This window comes from Burkholderia mycopellens (assembly GCF_964265025.1).
GTDB lineage: Bacteria > Pseudomonadota > Gammaproteobacteria > Burkholderiales > Burkholderiaceae > Burkholderia.
This window is the reverse complement of record NZ_OZ183802.1, coordinates 2,285,267-2,300,021: the sequence shown is the minus strand read 5'-3', so window position 1 is coordinate 2,300,021 and position 14,755 is coordinate 2,285,267. Positions and strand designations below refer to the sequence as shown.

At 65.8% G+C, this 14,755-nt stretch carries 14 protein-coding genes; all 14 read left to right on the top strand.

From position 1 onward, the window contains the following. Nucleotides 1-14: 14 nt before the first annotated feature. Nucleotides 15-1,034 (top strand): helix-turn-helix domain-containing protein, encoded by a 1,020-nt coding sequence (locus tag ACPTTC_RS10570; RefSeq protein WP_423392447.1) that lies wholly within the window; start codon nt 15-17, stop codon nt 1,032-1,034. Nucleotides 1,035-1,146: 112 nt separating this feature from the next. Continuing rightward, nucleotides 1,147-2,451 (top strand): flavodoxin-dependent (E)-4-hydroxy-3-methylbut-2-enyl-diphosphate synthase, encoded by a 1,305-nt coding sequence (gene ispG, locus ACPTTC_RS10565; protein ID WP_175969727.1) that lies wholly within the window; start codon nt 1,147-1,149, stop codon nt 2,449-2,451. A gap of 16 nt (nt 2,452-2,467) precedes the next feature. After that, nucleotides 2,468-3,808, top strand: a complete 1,341-nt coding sequence (gene hisS / locus ACPTTC_RS10560) for a histidine--tRNA ligase (RefSeq protein WP_423392446.1) — start codon at nt 2,468-2,470, stop codon at nt 3,806-3,808. Between the two features lie 54 nt (nt 3,809-3,862). Then, nucleotides 3,863-4,492 (top strand): tetratricopeptide repeat protein, encoded by a 630-nt coding sequence (locus tag ACPTTC_RS10555; protein WP_423392445.1) that lies wholly within the window; start codon nt 3,863-3,865, stop codon nt 4,490-4,492. A 41-nt stretch (nt 4,493-4,533) separates the two neighbouring features. Next, complete coding sequence (gene bamB / locus ACPTTC_RS10550; protein ID WP_423392444.1) at nt 4,534-5,679, top strand: outer membrane protein assembly factor BamB; 1,146 nt, start codon at nt 4,534-4,536, stop codon at nt 5,677-5,679. 247 nt (nt 5,680-5,926) lie between these two features. After that, nucleotides 5,927-7,264: a ribosome biogenesis GTPase Der gene (der, locus tag ACPTTC_RS10545; protein WP_175956026.1), complete on the top strand. Its 1,338-nt coding sequence runs from the start codon at nt 5,927-5,929 to the stop codon at nt 7,262-7,264. A gap of 154 nt (nt 7,265-7,418) precedes the next feature. Next, the gene (hfq, locus tag ACPTTC_RS10540; protein ID WP_423392443.1) at nt 7,419-7,658 is read left to right on the top strand and encodes an RNA chaperone Hfq; all 240 of its coding nucleotides are present in this window, start codon (nt 7,419-7,421) and stop codon (nt 7,656-7,658) included. A 72-nt stretch (nt 7,659-7,730) separates the two neighbouring features. Next, nucleotides 7,731-8,906, top strand: coding sequence for a GTPase HflX (gene hflX, locus ACPTTC_RS10535; protein ID WP_226197154.1), 1,176 nt, complete (start codon nt 7,731-7,733; stop codon nt 8,904-8,906). Nucleotides 8,907-8,953: 47 nt separating this feature from the next. Next, a complete protein-coding gene (gene hflK / locus ACPTTC_RS10530; protein ID WP_423392442.1) occupies nt 8,954-10,282 on the top strand; it encodes an FtsH protease activity modulator HflK in 1,329 nt (442 codons plus the stop codon). 15 nt (nt 10,283-10,297) lie between these two features. Further along, nucleotides 10,298-11,197 (top strand): protease modulator HflC, encoded by a 900-nt coding sequence (hflC, locus tag ACPTTC_RS10525; RefSeq protein WP_423392441.1) that lies wholly within the window; start codon nt 10,298-10,300, stop codon nt 11,195-11,197. Between the two features lie 36 nt (nt 11,198-11,233). Beyond that, a complete protein-coding gene (locus ACPTTC_RS10520; RefSeq protein WP_011352254.1) occupies nt 11,234-11,425 on the top strand; it encodes a DUF2065 domain-containing protein in 192 nt (63 codons plus the stop codon). A gap of 102 nt (nt 11,426-11,527) precedes the next feature. After that, nucleotides 11,528-12,676, top strand: coding sequence for an ATP phosphoribosyltransferase regulatory subunit (locus ACPTTC_RS10515; protein ID WP_089440226.1), 1,149 nt, complete (start codon nt 11,528-11,530; stop codon nt 12,674-12,676). A 113-nt stretch (nt 12,677-12,789) separates the two neighbouring features. Next, nucleotides 12,790-14,136: an adenylosuccinate synthase gene (locus ACPTTC_RS10510; protein WP_423392440.1), complete on the top strand. Its 1,347-nt coding sequence runs from the start codon at nt 12,790-12,792 to the stop codon at nt 14,134-14,136. Between the two features lie 7 nt (nt 14,137-14,143). After that, nucleotides 14,144-14,740, top strand: coding sequence for a phosphoribosyltransferase (locus ACPTTC_RS10505; RefSeq protein ID WP_011352251.1), 597 nt, complete (start codon nt 14,144-14,146; stop codon nt 14,738-14,740). Nucleotides 14,741-14,755 lie beyond the last annotated feature (15 nt).

The following is a 14,755-nucleotide window of genomic DNA, read 5'->3' as shown; positions in this document are numbered from 1 at the left end:
ACGCGAGGACAAGGATGAGTGAGCCGCAGCCGTCTAACGGCGCAGAGACGAATGGCGCGAAGCCGGCACCGGCAGGGTTGGAATCGCTTGCGGCAGTCGGTAGCCGACTGGCGCAGCTTCGGGAAACGAGGGGTTGGACCGTCGACGACGTGTCGGCGCGACTCAAGGTCGCACCGCAGAAGCTTCGGGCGCTCGAGGCCGGCGACATCAGCCATTTGCCCGGCGTGACGTTCGCGCTTGGTGTCGTGCGCAGCTACGCGAAGATGCTTGGCGTCGATCCGGAACCGTTCGCGCAGGCGTTGCGCCGAGAGCGCGGGGTGCCGGAAGTCGACCTGTCGATGCCTGCGTCGTCGGGGACGGATCTGCCGCGCGGCCGCGTGTCGATTCCGCTGGGCGGATCGTCGCGTCATCACCCGTGGCTGTGGGGCACGGGGATCGTCGTCGTCGCGGTGGTTGCAGTACTGATGTGGCACACTGGCGGCGATTCGTCGAGCCTGCTCGCGCGCTTCAAGAGCGGCGACGCGGAGCATGCGTCGGCCGCGAGCGTGCCGGTGGCGGCCTCGCCGTCATCCGCCGAAGAGGCGGCCTCGGGCGGTGCATCTGCTGGGGTCGCGAATGAGGTTCCGGCCTCGATTGTTGCGTCTGCAGCCCCGGCGCCGGCCGTTGCGTCGGCTGTTCCGGCGCCTGCGCCCGTGGCGCCGGTCGTGGCGGCAGCCGCTTCACAGCCCGTCGCGGCAACGACGGCCGCAAGCGCCGCCGCGCCGGCGAGCGTCGTGGTCGCGGCCGGCCAGTCGATGGTGGAGCTGAAGGTGAAGCAGGACAGCTGGTTCAGCGTGCGCGACAAGAGCGGCAAGGAGCTGTTCTCCGGGCTGGTGCACGGCGGCGAGGCGAAGCAGGTCGCCGGCGACGGCCCGTTCAAGGTCACGATCGGCAACAAGGCGGGCCTCGACGCAATCGCGTTCGACGGAAAACCCGTCGATCCGGCAAAATATTCGGCAGCGCGGGGTAATGTGGCGCGGTTCACGTTGCCCTGACGTCAAGCGCCGTGGCGAAGGCCTGTCGTCGATATCGACGGGTCGCGAGGGCACGGCGCTTTTTCAATTCATGCGCCGCGTCGCGGCGCATTCCGCGTAAATGGATCTATCGATGCAATCCGAAGCTCAATCCCCACGCAGCAGTCAGATTTGTTCAACCGAGCCGGTGTTCGGCGGGCATCAGCCGCGCCGTGTATCGCATGCGGTGGATGTCCGCTGGGGCGGGCAGCTCGTGACGATCGGCGGCGACGCGCCGGTGCGCGTGCAGTCGATGACGAATACCGATACGGCTGACGCGATCGGCACGGCAATCCAGATCAAGGAACTCGCGAACGCGGGCTCCGAACTGGTGCGCATCACGGTCAACACGCCCGAGGCCGCGGCCGCCGTGCCGGCGATTCGCGAGCAGCTCGACCGCATGGGCGTGACCGTGCCGCTCGTCGGCGATTTCCACTACAACGGCCACCTGCTGCTGCGTGACTACCCGGGCTGCGCGGAGGCGCTGTCGAAGTACCGGATCAACCCGGGCAACGTCGGCCAGGGTGCGAAGCGCGATACGCAGTTCGCGCAGATGATCGAGGCTGCGGCCAAGTACGACAAGCCGGTGCGGATCGGCGTGAACTGGGGCAGTCTCGACCAGGACCTGCTTGCGCGCATGATGGACGAGAACGGTGCGCGTTCGCAGCCGTGGGATGCGCAGAGCGTGATGTACGAGGCGCTGATCCAGTCGGCGATCGGCTCGGCCGAGCGTGCGGTCGAGCTGGGCCTCGGCCGCGACCGCATCATTCTGTCGTGCAAGGTCAGCGGCGTGCAGGACCTGATCGCCGTGTACCGCGAACTCGGCCGCCGCTGCGGCTTCGCGCTGCACCTGGGGCTGACCGAGGCCGGCATGGGCTCGAAGGGCATCGTCGCGTCGACGGCCGCACTCGGCGTGCTGCTGCAGGAAGGGATCGGCGACACGATCCGCATCTCGCTGACGCCGGAGCCGGGCGCGTCGCGCACGGGCGAAGTGATCGTCGGCCAGGAAATCCTGCAGACAATGGGCCTGCGTTCGTTCGCACCGATGGTGATCGCGTGCCCGGGCTGCGGCCGCACGACGAGCACGCTGTTCCAGGAACTCGCGATGCAGATCCAGACCTACCTGCGCGAACAGATGCCTGTCTGGCGCAAGGAGTATCCGGGCGTCGAGAAAATGAACGTCGCGGTGATGGGCTGCATCGTCAACGGCCCGGGCGAATCGAAGCACGCGAACATCGGCATCAGCCTGCCGGGCTCTGGCGAGAACCCGGCCGCGCCCGTCTTCATCGACGGCGAGAAGGTCAAGACGCTGCGCGGCGAGCGGATCGCCGAGGAATTCCAGCAGATCGTCAGCGACTACGTCGCACGCAATTACGGCCGCGCTGAGGCCACGAACTAATTCGTCCACACACACGATGACTGAACAAAAACGCAAGATCGAGAAGCTCACCGGCGTCAAGGGCATGAACGACATCCTCCCGCAGGATGCCGGCCTTTGGGAGTTCTTCGAAGCTACGGTGAAATCGCTGCTGCGCGCATACGGTTACCAGAACATCCGCACGCCGATCGTCGAGCACACGCAGCTCTTCACGCGCGGCATCGGTGAGGTCACCGACATCGTCGAAAAAGAGATGTACAGCTTCACCGACGCGCTGAACGGTGAAAACCTGACGATGCGCCCCGAAAATACCGCGGCGGTCGTGCGCGCGTCGATCGAGCACAACATGCTGTACGACGGCCCGAAGCGCCTGTGGTACATCGGCCCGATGTTCCGTCACGAGCGTCCGCAGCGCGGCCGCTATCGCCAGTTCCACCAGGTCGGCGTCGAGGCGCTCGGCTTCGCGGGCCCCGATGCGGATGCCGAGATCATCATGATGTGCCAGCGCCTGTGGGACGACCTCGGCCTGACCGGCATCAAGCTCGAGATCAATTCGCTCGGTCTCGCCGAGGAGCGCGCCGCGCACCGCGTCGAACTGATCAAGTACCTCGAGCAGTTCGCCGACGTGCTCGACGAGGATGCAAAGCGCCGCCTGTATACGAACCCGCTGCGCGTGCTCGACACGAAGAATCCCGCGCTGCAGGAAATCGCGCAGAACGCGCCGAAGCTGATCGATTTCCTCGGCGACGAATCGCGTGCGCACTTCGAAGGGCTGCAGCGCCTGCTGCTCGCGAACAACATTCCGTTCAAGATCAACCCGCGTCTCGTGCGTGGTCTGGACTACTACAACCTCACCGTGTTCGAGTGGGTGACCGACAAGCTCGGCGCGCAGGGCACGGTCGCGGCCGGTGGCCGCTACGATCCGCTGATCGAGCAGCTCGGCGGCAAGCCGACCGCCGCGTGCGGCTGGGCGATGGGCATCGAGCGGATCCTCGAACTGCTGAAGGAAGAGGATCTCGCACCCGAGCAGGAAGGCGTCGACGTATACGTCGTGCACCAGGGCGAGACCGCGCGCGAACAGGCGTTCATCGCGGCCGAGCGTCTGCGCGACACGGGCCTCGACGTGATCTTCCACTGCAGCGCCGACGGCGCGTCGGCGAGCTTCAAGTCGCAAATGAAACGGGCCGACGCAAGCGGCGCCGCGTTCGCGGTGATCTTCGGTGAAGAAGAGGTCGCGAACGGCACGGTGGGCGTGAAAGCGCTGCGCGGTGCGGGCGGAGACGGGGAAAAGAACGTTCAGCAGACCGTACCGGTCGAAGGCTTGACCGAATTCCTAATCAATGCGATGGTTGCATCCGCCGAAGACGGCGACGACTGATCGCGCTGACATCCGCTCGACAAAAAAGCCTGAACAGGAAGGAATCGCTCGCCGATGAGTTATCACGACGAACAAGAATCGATTGAAAGTCTCAAGGCGTGGTGGGCCCGCTGGGGCAACCTCACCACGTGGATCGTGCTCGCGGCGCTCGTCGTCGCGGCCGGTTTCAACGGATGGAACTACTGGCAGCGCCGTCAGGCTGCCGAGGCGTCCGGGCTGTACGAGCAGGTCCAGAAGGCTGCCGCCGCGAACGACAAGGCGACGATGGCTCGCGCGGCCGCCGACATGGAAGACAAGTTCGGCAGCACGCCGTATGCGCAGATGACGGCACTTTCCGCCGCGAAGACGCTGTACGCAGCCGGCGACTCGGCCGGTGCGAAGGCGCAGCTGCAATGGGCCGTCGAGCACGCCAAGGATGACGAGTACAAGCAGATCGCGAAGCTGCGTCTCGCGTCGCTGCTGCTCGACGAGAAGGCGTACGATGCGGGCCTCGCGCTGCTGTCGGGTACGCCGGTCGATGCATTCAAGGGCCTCGTGGCAGATCGCCGTGGCGATCTGCTTGCCGCGCAAGGCAAGACCGACGATGCGCGCGCGGCTTACAAGCTCGCGCTCGACGGCCTGTCGAAGGACGACCAGTCTGCGCGTCAGCTCGTGCAGTTCAAGCTGGACGCGCTCGGCGGCTGAACCCCGGTCCCCTCAACCTCTTAACTCTGCTTCGCTAACCGATGAATTTGCTGAAACGTTACGCTGTGCCCGTTGCCTGCGCGGCGGCTGTCCTCGCTCTGGCGGCCTGCTCGTCGTCGAAGGACGCGCGCCGCGTGCCGACGCCGCTCACCGAGTTCAAGCCCGTGATGGACGTGCAACAGGTCTGGAAGGCGAGCGTCGGCAAGGGCGGGCGCTACCTGTTCTCGCCGGTGGCCGTGGGCGACGCCGTCTATGCAGCGGGCGAGAACGGTTCGGTCGAGAAGATCGACGCGAAGACGGGCCAGACGCTCTGGCGCGCGAAGGTCGGCTCCGACCTGTCGGCCGGTGTCGGCAGCGACGGCAACCTGACCGCGGTCGGCGCGCTGAAGGGCGGCGTGTTCGTGCTGGGTCCGGACGGCAAGCAACTGTGGAAGACCAGCGTGCAGGGCGAGATCTTCTCGCCGCCGCTCGTGGGTAACGGCCTCGTGGTCGTCCGTACGATCGACGGCCAGGTGATCGCGTTCAACGCGCAGACGGGCGAGCAGAAGTGGAACTACCGCAACCGCTCGGTGCCGTTGAACTTGCGCGTGTCGGCCGGCATGACGTTCGCGGGTGACGCGGCGGTGCTGGCGGGTTTCCCTGGCGGCGGGCTGGTCGCAATCAACCTGCAGACGGGCGAACCGTTCTGGCAGACGCCGGTGTCGTTCCCGAAGGGCGTGACCGAGGTCGAGCGCATCAACGATGTCAGCGGCCCGCCGACGCTCGTGGGTGCGGAAGCCTGCGCGGTGACGTTCCAGGGGCAGCTCGGCTGCTTCGATGCAAACTCGGGCCGCCCGCTGTGGGAAAAGCCGTTCTCGAGCCGCAGCGGTCTCGCGCAGGACGATTCGGTCGTCGCCGGCGGCGACGACTGGTCGGTCGTGACGGCGTACGATGCCGCCTCGGGCAACCAGCTGTGGCGCAACGACAAGCTGAAGAGCCGTGACGTCGGCGTGCCGTATCTGCTCGGGCATGCGGTCGTGTTGGGCGATTACCAGGGCTTCGTGCACTTCCTGTCGCGCGAAGACGGCAGCTTCATCGCACGGATGAAGACCGACGGCAGCGCGATTACGGCGGCGCCGGTCCTCGCGGGCAACACGCTCGTCGTGCAGACGAAGGACGGCGGCCTGTACGGCTTCCGCCCGCGCTGACGCGCAGGAAACATGCGCGGCCGCGGCGCGGCGGGCTTGTCCCGCTCGCCCCGGCCGGGCGACATGAAGGCGGCCGGTGTTCCCGGCCGCTCGGTATTTGAAAGGCAGTTCGAGACGAAAGACGACGGCGCGCAACGCGTGCCCGGCGCGCGCATCCGGCGCTGCGCGAATTCGTGATATTTTCATTCAGCGCAGCCGCCCGCAGCAGCGGGCCTCCCGCTGCTGCGCTTCACCGTAGAAAACACTGATGAAACCGGTCATTGCCCTAGTTGGGCGCCCCAATGTGGGGAAATCCACGCTGTTCAACCGGCTCACGCGCTCGCGCGATGCGCTTGTTGCCGACTTGCCGGGCCTGACGCGCGATCGCCATTACGGCGAAGGGCGCGTCGGCGAGCGGCCGTACCTGGTCGTCGATACGGGCGGCTTCGAACCCGTCGCGAAGGACGGCATCCTGCACGAGATGGCACGCCAGACGCGGCAGGCCGTCGAGGAAGCCGACGTCGTCGTGTTCATCGTCGACGGCCGCAACGGGCTCGCGCCGCAGGACAAGTCGATCGCCGACTACCTGCGCAAGACCGGCCGGCCGATCTTCCTCGTCGTCAACAAGGCCGAGGGGATGAAGTACACGGCGGTCGCGACCGACTTCTACGAGCTCGGGCTCGGCGATCCGCGCGCGATCTCGGCCGCGCACGGCGACGGCGTGACCGACATGATCAACGAGGCGCTGGAAGTCGCGTACGCGGACCAGCCGGAAGAGGAAGACGACAACGACCCGTCGCGCGGCATCAAGATCGCGATCGTCGGCCGTCCGAACGTCGGCAAGTCGACGCTCGTGAACGCGCTGATCGGCGAGGATCGCGTGATCGCGTTCGACATGCCGGGCACGACGCGCGATTCGATCTACGTCGACTTCGAGCGTAACGGCAAGAAATACACGCTGATCGACACGGCCGGACTGCGGCGCCGCGGCAAGGTGTTCGAGGCGATCGAGAAGTTCTCGGTCGTGAAGACGCTGCAGTCGATCTCCGACGCGAACGTCGTCATTCTTCTGCTGGATGCGCAGCAGGACATCTCCGACCAGGACGCGCACATTGCCGGCTTCGTTGTCGAGCAGGGCCGTGCGCTCGTGATCGGCGTCAACAAGTGGGACGGGCTCGACGACCACGCGCGCGATCGTGCGAAAGCGGATTTGACCCGCAAGCTGAAATTCCTCGACTTCGCGAAATCGCACTTCATTTCGGCCGCGAAGAAGACGGGCATCGGCACCCTGATGCGCTCGGTCGACGACGCGTACGCGGCGGCGATGGCGAAGCTGCCGACGCCGAAGCTCACGCGTGCGCTGATCGAAGCCGTCGAGTTCCAGCAGCCGCGCCGTCGCGGCCCGGTGCGTCCGAAGCTGCGCTACGCACACCAGGGCGGCCAGAATCCGCCGATCATCGTCATCCACGGCAACGCGCTCGATGCCGTGACGGAAACGTACAAGCGCTACCTGGAAAACCGGTTCCGGGAAACTTTCTCACTGACAGGGACTCCATTGCGCATAGAGTTCCGTTCGTCGAACAATCCGTACGCGGACAAGAGCTGAAGACGTCTGTTACACGCGTCACGCAAGGGGTTGGCCGCAAGGCCTATGCCCCGGGCGGGCCAGGCAAAATCGGCTATAGTGTAGCGATTGGCGCCGGATCTCTTTTTCTTCGCCGCCAGTCCAGATCAACCTGCAAAAAAAGATGGAGTACGCCATGAGCAACAAAGGGCAATTGTTACAAGACCCGTTTTTGAACGCACTGCGCAAAGAGCACGTTCCCGTTTCGATCTACCTCGTCAACGGCATCAAGCTTCAAGGGAACATTGAATCGTTCGACCAGTACGTCGTGTTGCTCCGTAATACGGTGACCCAGATGGTGTACAAGCACGCCATCTCGACGGTCGTGCCGGCGCGCCCGGTGAATTTCCACCCGGACGCGGAATCCTCGTCCTAACCTATCGCAGCGGCCGGCATCCGGTCGCCGCGAGCGACCGATGCCAGCCGCCTTATCTTGACACCTGAAAATTTGATCAACGCAGCGCTCGTCGGCATCGATTTCGGCAAGACCGATTTCGAAGCCAGTCTCGAAGAACTCAGTCTTCTCGCCTCCAGCGCGGGGGCCCGTCCCGCAGTCACCCTCACGGGTCGTCGCTCCAGTCCCGATGCCAAGATGTTCATCGGCAGTGGCAAAGCCGAAGAACTCCGGCTCGCCTGCGACGCACACAACGTCGAAATCGTCATCTTCAACCACGCACTGGCGCCAGCCCAGCAACGTAATCTGGAGCAGGCACTTAACCGGCGTGTGGTCGATCGCACCAGCCTCATCCTCGACATCTTTGCACAGCGCGCCCGCAGCCACGAAGGCAAGCTGCAGGTCGAACTCGCGCAGCTTCAGTATCTGTCGACGCGGCTCATTCGCGCGTGGACTCACCTTGAGCGGCAGAAGGGCGGTATCGGCCTGCGCGGCCCCGGTGAAACCCAGCTCGAAACCGACCGCCGGCTGATCGGCGAACGCATCAAGATGCTGAAGTCGAGGCTCGACCGGTTGCGCCGGCAACACAGCACGCAACGCCGCCAGCGCGCGCGTAGCGGCACGATGTCGGTGTCGCTCGTGGGTTATACGAACGCGGGCAAGTCGACGCTGTTCAACGCGCTGACGAAAGCGCAGGCCTACGCGGCCGACCAGCTGTTCGCCACGCTCGATACGACGTCGCGGCGCGTGTACCTCGGCGACGAGGTCGGCCAGATCGTCGTGTCGGATACGGTCGGGTTCATCCGCGAGTTGCCTCACCAACTGGTCGCGGCATTCCGCGCGACGCTCGAGGAAACGATCCACGCGGATCTGCTGCTGCACGTGGTCGATGCGTCGAGCGCGGTCAGGCTTGAACAGATCGAGCAGGTCAATGGTGTGCTGCACGAGATCGGCGCGGACACGATCCGGCAGGTGCTGGTGTTCAACAAGATCGACGCCGTGCCTGAGCTGGCGGCCCGCGGCGACGCGGTCGAGCGGGACGAGTATGGTAATATTTCGCGCGTCTTTTTGAGCGCGCGCACCGGTCAGGGTCTTGACGCGTTGCGTGCCGCCATCGCCGAAATCGCCTCCGCGGAACACCTTTCCGGCGCGACGTTACCCAACGGCGTGCTCGACGGCGCCCCCGCTGAACCACACGAAGACCACACGATTTCCGAACACGGGCGCTAACCGGTCCCGGCCGGTTCGCCGGCGTCTAATCTGGTGAACAAACTCTGGTGAACGAATACAACGAGCGGAGTACCTGGCGGCGGATGCGCGCCTTGCTGTCGATCAACGATCCCCGCTGGGGACGTGGCGAAAGCAATGGCAAAGACGGATCCCGTCCCCGTCCGAACGAATCGAAGCGTCCGCAAGGCGGCGACGGCGATGGTCCGCCCGATCTCGACGAGATGTGGCGCAACTTCAACCGGCGCCTGAACGGCCTGTTCGGCGGCAAGGGCGGCAACGGTTTCCGTCCTGACAACGGGCGAGCCGCACGCGTCGGTGTCGGCATCGTGATCGGCGTGCTGGTCGCGGTCTACGCGGGCAGCGGGCTGTTCGTCGTACAGGAAGGGCAGACGGGCGTCGTGCTGCAGCTCGGCAAGCTGTCGGGCACGGTCGGCCAGGGCGTGCACTGGCGCGCGCCGTATCCGTTCGCGTCGCACGAGATCGTCGATACGTCGCAGGTCCGCTCGATCGAGATCGGCCGCAACAACGTCGTGCGTCTCGCGAACGTGAAGGAAGCGGCGATGCTGACGCGCGATGCCGATATCGTCGACGTGCGCTTCATCGTCCAGTACCGGATCCGTTCCGCGACCGATTACCTGTTCCGCAGTGTCGATCCCGAGCGCAGCGTCTCGCAGGCTGCCCAGGCCGCGGTACGTGCGATCGTCGGCACGCGCAGCGCAGCCGACGTGCTGAACCAGGACCGCGACGCGCTGCGCGAGCAGCTCGCCGCCGCGATTCAGCGCGACCTCGATCGTTACCAGTCCGGGCTCGAGGTGACGGCCGTTACGATGCAGAGCGTTGCGGCACCCGAGCAGACACAGGCCGCCTACGGTGAAGTCGCGAAGGCGCGCGACGAGCGCGAGGCCGCGAAGCGCGCGGCGCAGGCGTATGCAAACGACCTGCTGCCGAAGGCACAGGGCGATGCGGCGAAGCTCGTCGACGAAGCGAAGGCGTACGCCGATCGCGTGGTCACGGAAGCCGAAGGCGATGCCGATCGCTTCAAGCAGGTCTATGCGCAGTACTCGAAGGCGCCCGCGGTGATTCGCGAGCGGATGTATCTCGAGACGATGCAGGAAATCTATTCGAACGCGACGAAGGTGTTCGTCGGCAACAAGGGCGGCAATAGCGTCGTGTACCTGCCGCTCGACAAGCTCGTCGAGCAGGGGCGACAAAACGCCGCGGCGTCCACTGGCGCGTCCGCGCCCGATGCCGCGTCGGCACCGGCGGCTGCAGCGGCACCTGCGAGTGCTGCGTCGGCCGTGGGGGCGTCGGGCAACGACGTGCTGCGATCGCGCGAGGCGTTTCGCAGCCGGTCGCGCGAAGACGATCTGAAGTAACGGGGAGCGCAGAACATGAACCGAATCATTGCGCTCGTCGTCGCAATCGTGATCGTTGCCTTCGCGGCATCGTCGACAGTCCTTACCGTCGATCCGCGCCATGCGGCCGTGCTGTCGGGGCGCGATGGCGCGCAACCCGAGCTGGCAGGCCCGGGCATCCATTTCAAATTGCCGCCGCCGCTGCAGACGGCCACGCTGATCGACACGCGCCTGCAATCGCTCGAGTCGTCGGATCCGCTGCAACTGGCAACGGAAGACAAGCACGACCTGCTCGTCGCTTACGCGGTGAAGTACCGGATCAACGATCCGATGAAGTATTTCACGACGACGGGCGGCGACCCGTCGGCAGCCGGCGACCGCCTCGCCGGCGCGTTGAAGAGCGCACTTGGTGACGCGTTCGGCAAGCGCGCGCTTGACGACGCGCTTGGCGGCCAGCGTGAGATCGCCGATGCGGCGCGCGACGAAGTGAAGACGAAGGTGTCCGGCTTCGGCGTCGACGTGGTCGACGTCCAGCTGATGCGCGTCGACTTGCCGGCCGCTCAGACCGACGCCGTCTATCAGCGGATGATCGGCGCACTGCGCGATCAGGCAGCGCAGGTGCGTGCGCAAGGCGCGGCCGACGTCGAGCAGATCAAGGCGGACGCCGAACGCGAACAGCAGGCCGTGCTCGCGAACGCGTACAAGTCCGCCCAGACGATCAAGGGCGAGGGCGACGCGAAGGCCGCGACGATTGCCGCCGATGCGTTCGGCCGCGACCCGCAGTTCTATCAGTTCTACGCGAGCCTGCAGGCCTACCGGAACACGTTCAAGCGCAACGACATCATCGTCGTCGATCCCGACAGCGAGTTCTTCCGCTTCATGCGCAGCCCGACGGGCGGTGCCGCACCGGCGGCGCCTGCTCCCCGCAAACATTGACCTTGGGGCGCCGCGTCGAGCGGCGCCGTCGCTCGCATGGACCTGGCTGGCTCGTTGTTGCTTGCAGTAGCGCTGATGCTGATCATCGAGGGGGCGTTCCCCTTCGTGTTTCCCGTTGCCTGGCGCGACACGTTTCGTAGAATAGCTGAGCGGCCGCCGCATCATATCCGGATCGGCGGGCTGATCGTGATGGTGCTCGGGCTCATACTGCTGCTGCTCGCGACCTGATCCGGACGGCGCATCCGCCGTTTGTCCCGCCCGAATTCAGAATTTCCGATTCACATCGCGGCGCGCGTGTCGCGCGCTGTTTCCCGTCGTAGGACCGTACCGATGTCGACCTGGTTACTTCCCGAGAATATCGCCGACGTACTGCCGTCGGAAGCGCGCAAGATCGAGGAACTGCGCCGCAGGCTGCTCGACCGCTTCCGTTCGTATGGCTACGAAATGGTGATGCCGCCGCTGCTCGAGTATCTCGAGTCGCTGCTGACGAGCGGCGGCGCCGACCTGCGCCTGCGCACCTTCAAGCTGGTCGACCAGTTGTCGGGCCGTACGCTCGGCCTGCGCGCGGACATCACGCCGCAGGTCGCGCGGATCGACGCGCACCTGTTGAACCGCCAGGGCGTGACGCGCCTTTGCTATGCGGGCCACGTGATGCATACGCGTCCGCGCGGCCTGCACGCGACGCGCGAGCAGATCCAGATCGGCGCCGAAATCTACGGGCACGCCGGGCTGGAAGCTGATCTCGAGATCCAGCAACTGATGCTCGACGCGCTGCATCTCGCGGGCCTGTCGCGCATCCGCCTCGACCTCGGCCATGCGGGCGTACTCGCGGCGCTGCTGGCGCGCGACGCGCAGGCTGCCGAGCGCGGCGAGTCGCTGTACGACGCGCTGTCGGGCAAGGACGTGCCGCTGCTGAACGAGCTCACCGACGATCTCGGCGCCGACACGCGCGCCGCGCTGCGCGCGTTGCCGCACCTCTACGGTGACGCGAGCGTGCTCGCCGAGGCGCGCGCACGCTTGCCGGTGCTGCCCGAGATCACGCGGGCGCTCGACGATCTGGCGCAACTCGCGGCGCAGGCAAAGGGTGCCGAGGTGGCGATCGATCTCGGCGACCTGCGTGGCTATGCGTATCACAGCGGTGCGATGTTCAGCGCCTACATCGACGGCGTGCCGAACGCGATTGCGCGGGGCGGCCGCTACGACCATGTCGGCCAGGCGTATGGCCGTGCCCGCCCGGCTACGGGCTTCTCGCTCGACCTGCGCGAACTCGCGCGGATTTCGCCGGTCGAGGCGCGCGGCACGGCGATTCTCGCGCCGTGGGCGCAGGACGACGCGCTGAGCGCGGCCGTGGCGGCGCTGCGCGATGCGGGCGAGGTCGTGATCCAGGCGCTGCCGGGCCACGATCATGTGCTCGACGAGTTCGCCTGCGACCGTTCGCTCGTCGAGCGCAACGGCGCATGGGTGGTCGAACCCCGATAAACAGACGTTCGCGGGACGTGCTTCGGCGTGCATATCGTTGAAGCGAAACGGAAAAATTCGGAATCGCCCGCGAACATAGGTAGAATACGTTTTTAACCAGCTAACGAATCAACATGTCTGCCAGCGCAGTGAACGTGACTCCCGGGCGCAATGTCGTCGTCGTGGGAACGCAATGGGGTGATGAAGGCAAGGGCAAGATCGTCGACTGGCTGACGGACCACGCTCAGGGCGTCGTGCGTTTCCAGGGCGGTCACAACGCCGGCCACACCCTCATCATCGGCGGCAAGAAAACGATCTTGCGCCTCATTCCGTCGGGCATCATGCGTGAAGGCGTCGCCTGCTACATCGGCAACGGCGTCGTCCTGTCCCCCGAAGCACTGTTCAAGGAAATCGGCGAGCTGGAAGAAGCGGGCGTGAACGTGCGCGACCGCCTGTTCATCTCCGAAGCCGCGACGCTGATCCTGCCGTACCACATCGCGATCGACCAGGCGCGCGAAGCGCGCAAGGGCGCGGGCAAGATCGGCACGACGGGCCGCGGCATCGGCCCCGCGTACGAAGACAAGGTCGGCCGCCGCGCGCTGCGTGTGCAGGACCTGTTCGACGCGAAGACCTTCGCCGACCGCCTGCGCGAAAACCTCGATTTCCACAACTTCGTGCTGACCCAGTACCTGGGCGGCGCGGCCGTCGATTTCCAGGCCACGCTCGACACGATGCTCGGCTATGCCGACCGCCTGAAGCCGATGGTGGCCGACGTGTCGCGCCGCCTGTACGACGCGAACAATGCGGGCCAGAACCTGCTGTTCGAAGGCGCGCAAGGCACGCTGCTCGACATCGATCACGGCACCTATCCGTTCGTCACGTCGAGCAACTGCGTCGCAGGTGCGGCGTCGGCCGGCGCGGGCGTGGGTCCGCAGAAGCTCAACTACATCCTCGGTATCACGAAGGCCTATTGCACGCGCGTCGGCTCGGGCCCGTTCCCGAGCGAACTGTACGATGCGGACAATCCGCAGCGTCAGGATCAGGTCGGCGTCACGCTCGCCAACGTCGGCAAGGAATTCGGTTCGGTCACGGGCCGTCCGCGCCGCACGGGCTGGCTCGACGCGGCCGCGCTGCGCCGCTCGATCCAGATCAACGGCGTGTCGGGCCTGTGCATGACGAAGCTCGACGTGCTCGACGGCCTCGACGAAGTCAAGCTGTGCGTCGGCTACAAGATTGACGGCAAGGATGCGGACATCCTGCCGCGCGGTGCTGCCGATGTGGCCCGTTGCGAGCCTGTCTACGAAACGTTTGCCGGCTGGAAGGAAAGCACGGTCGGCATCAAGACGTGGGAAGCACTGCCGGCAAACGCGCAGGCTTACCTGGCCCGCGTCCAGGAAGTGGCTGGCGTGCCGGTCGACATGGTGTCGACGGGGCCGGACCGCGACGAAACGATTCTGCTCCGCCATCCGTTCAAGGTGTAATTTTCAGATGACGCAGCAAATCACGATGACAGCGGCAGATTTGATGACCGATCCGCGCAACGACGACAAGAACCTGTGGGTAGGCTGGGACGAGTATCACCGTCTCATCGAGCTGCTCGCGCTGCAGGTGCATGCATCGGGGTGGAAGTTCGACCAGATCCTGTGCCTCGCGCGCGGCGGCCTGCGCGTCGGCGATCAACTGTCACGCATCTACGACGTGCCGCTCGCGATCCTCGCGACGAGTTCGTACCGCGAGGCGGCCGGCACGGAGCAGGGCGATCTCGACATCGCGCAGTACATCACGATGACGCGCGGCAACCTGGCGGGCAACGTGCTGCTGGTCGACGATCTCGTCGATTCGGGCGTGACGCTTGCGCGCGTGCAGGAGCACCTGAAGGAGCGCTATCCGTCGGTGACGGCCGTGCGCTCGGCCGTGCTCTGGTACAAGGGTTGCTCCAAGGTCAAGCCCGACTATCACACGCAGTTTCTGCCGACGAATCCGTGGATTCATCAGCCGTTCGAGGAGTGGGACACGGTTCGGCCGCACAACCTCGAGGCGTGGATCAAGCGCGGTCGCGCACAGCGTGACGGCTCGGGCGCGTAAGCGGCCGGCGAATCG

Coding starts and splice junctions, on each gene's coding strand:
- hflC (WP_423392441.1), top strand. CDS start 10,298: ATGAACCGAATCATTGCGCTCGTCGTCGCAATCGTGATCGTTGCCTTC.
- ACPTTC_RS10570 (WP_423392447.1), top strand. CDS start 15: ATGAGTGAGCCGCAGCCGTCTAACGGCGCAGAGACGAATGGCGCGAAG.
- ACPTTC_RS10505 (WP_011352251.1), top strand. CDS start 14,144: ATGACGCAGCAAATCACGATGACAGCGGCAGATTTGATGACCGATCCG.
- bamB (WP_423392444.1), top strand. CDS start 4,534: ATGAATTTGCTGAAACGTTACGCTGTGCCCGTTGCCTGCGCGGCGGCT.
- hfq (WP_423392443.1), top strand. CDS start 7,419: ATGAGCAACAAAGGGCAATTGTTACAAGACCCGTTTTTGAACGCACTG.
- der (WP_175956026.1), top strand. CDS start 5,927: ATGAAACCGGTCATTGCCCTAGTTGGGCGCCCCAATGTGGGGAAATCC.
- ACPTTC_RS10520 (WP_011352254.1), top strand. CDS start 11,234: ATGGACCTGGCTGGCTCGTTGTTGCTTGCAGTAGCGCTGATGCTGATC.
- ispG (WP_175969727.1), top strand. CDS start 1,147: ATGCAATCCGAAGCTCAATCCCCACGCAGCAGTCAGATTTGTTCAACC.
- hisS (WP_423392446.1), top strand. CDS start 2,468: ATGACTGAACAAAAACGCAAGATCGAGAAGCTCACCGGCGTCAAGGGC.
- ACPTTC_RS10515 (WP_089440226.1), top strand. CDS start 11,528: ATGTCGACCTGGTTACTTCCCGAGAATATCGCCGACGTACTGCCGTCG.
- ACPTTC_RS10555 (WP_423392445.1), top strand. CDS start 3,863: ATGAGTTATCACGACGAACAAGAATCGATTGAAAGTCTCAAGGCGTGG.
- ACPTTC_RS10510 (WP_423392440.1), top strand. CDS start 12,790: ATGTCTGCCAGCGCAGTGAACGTGACTCCCGGGCGCAATGTCGTCGTC.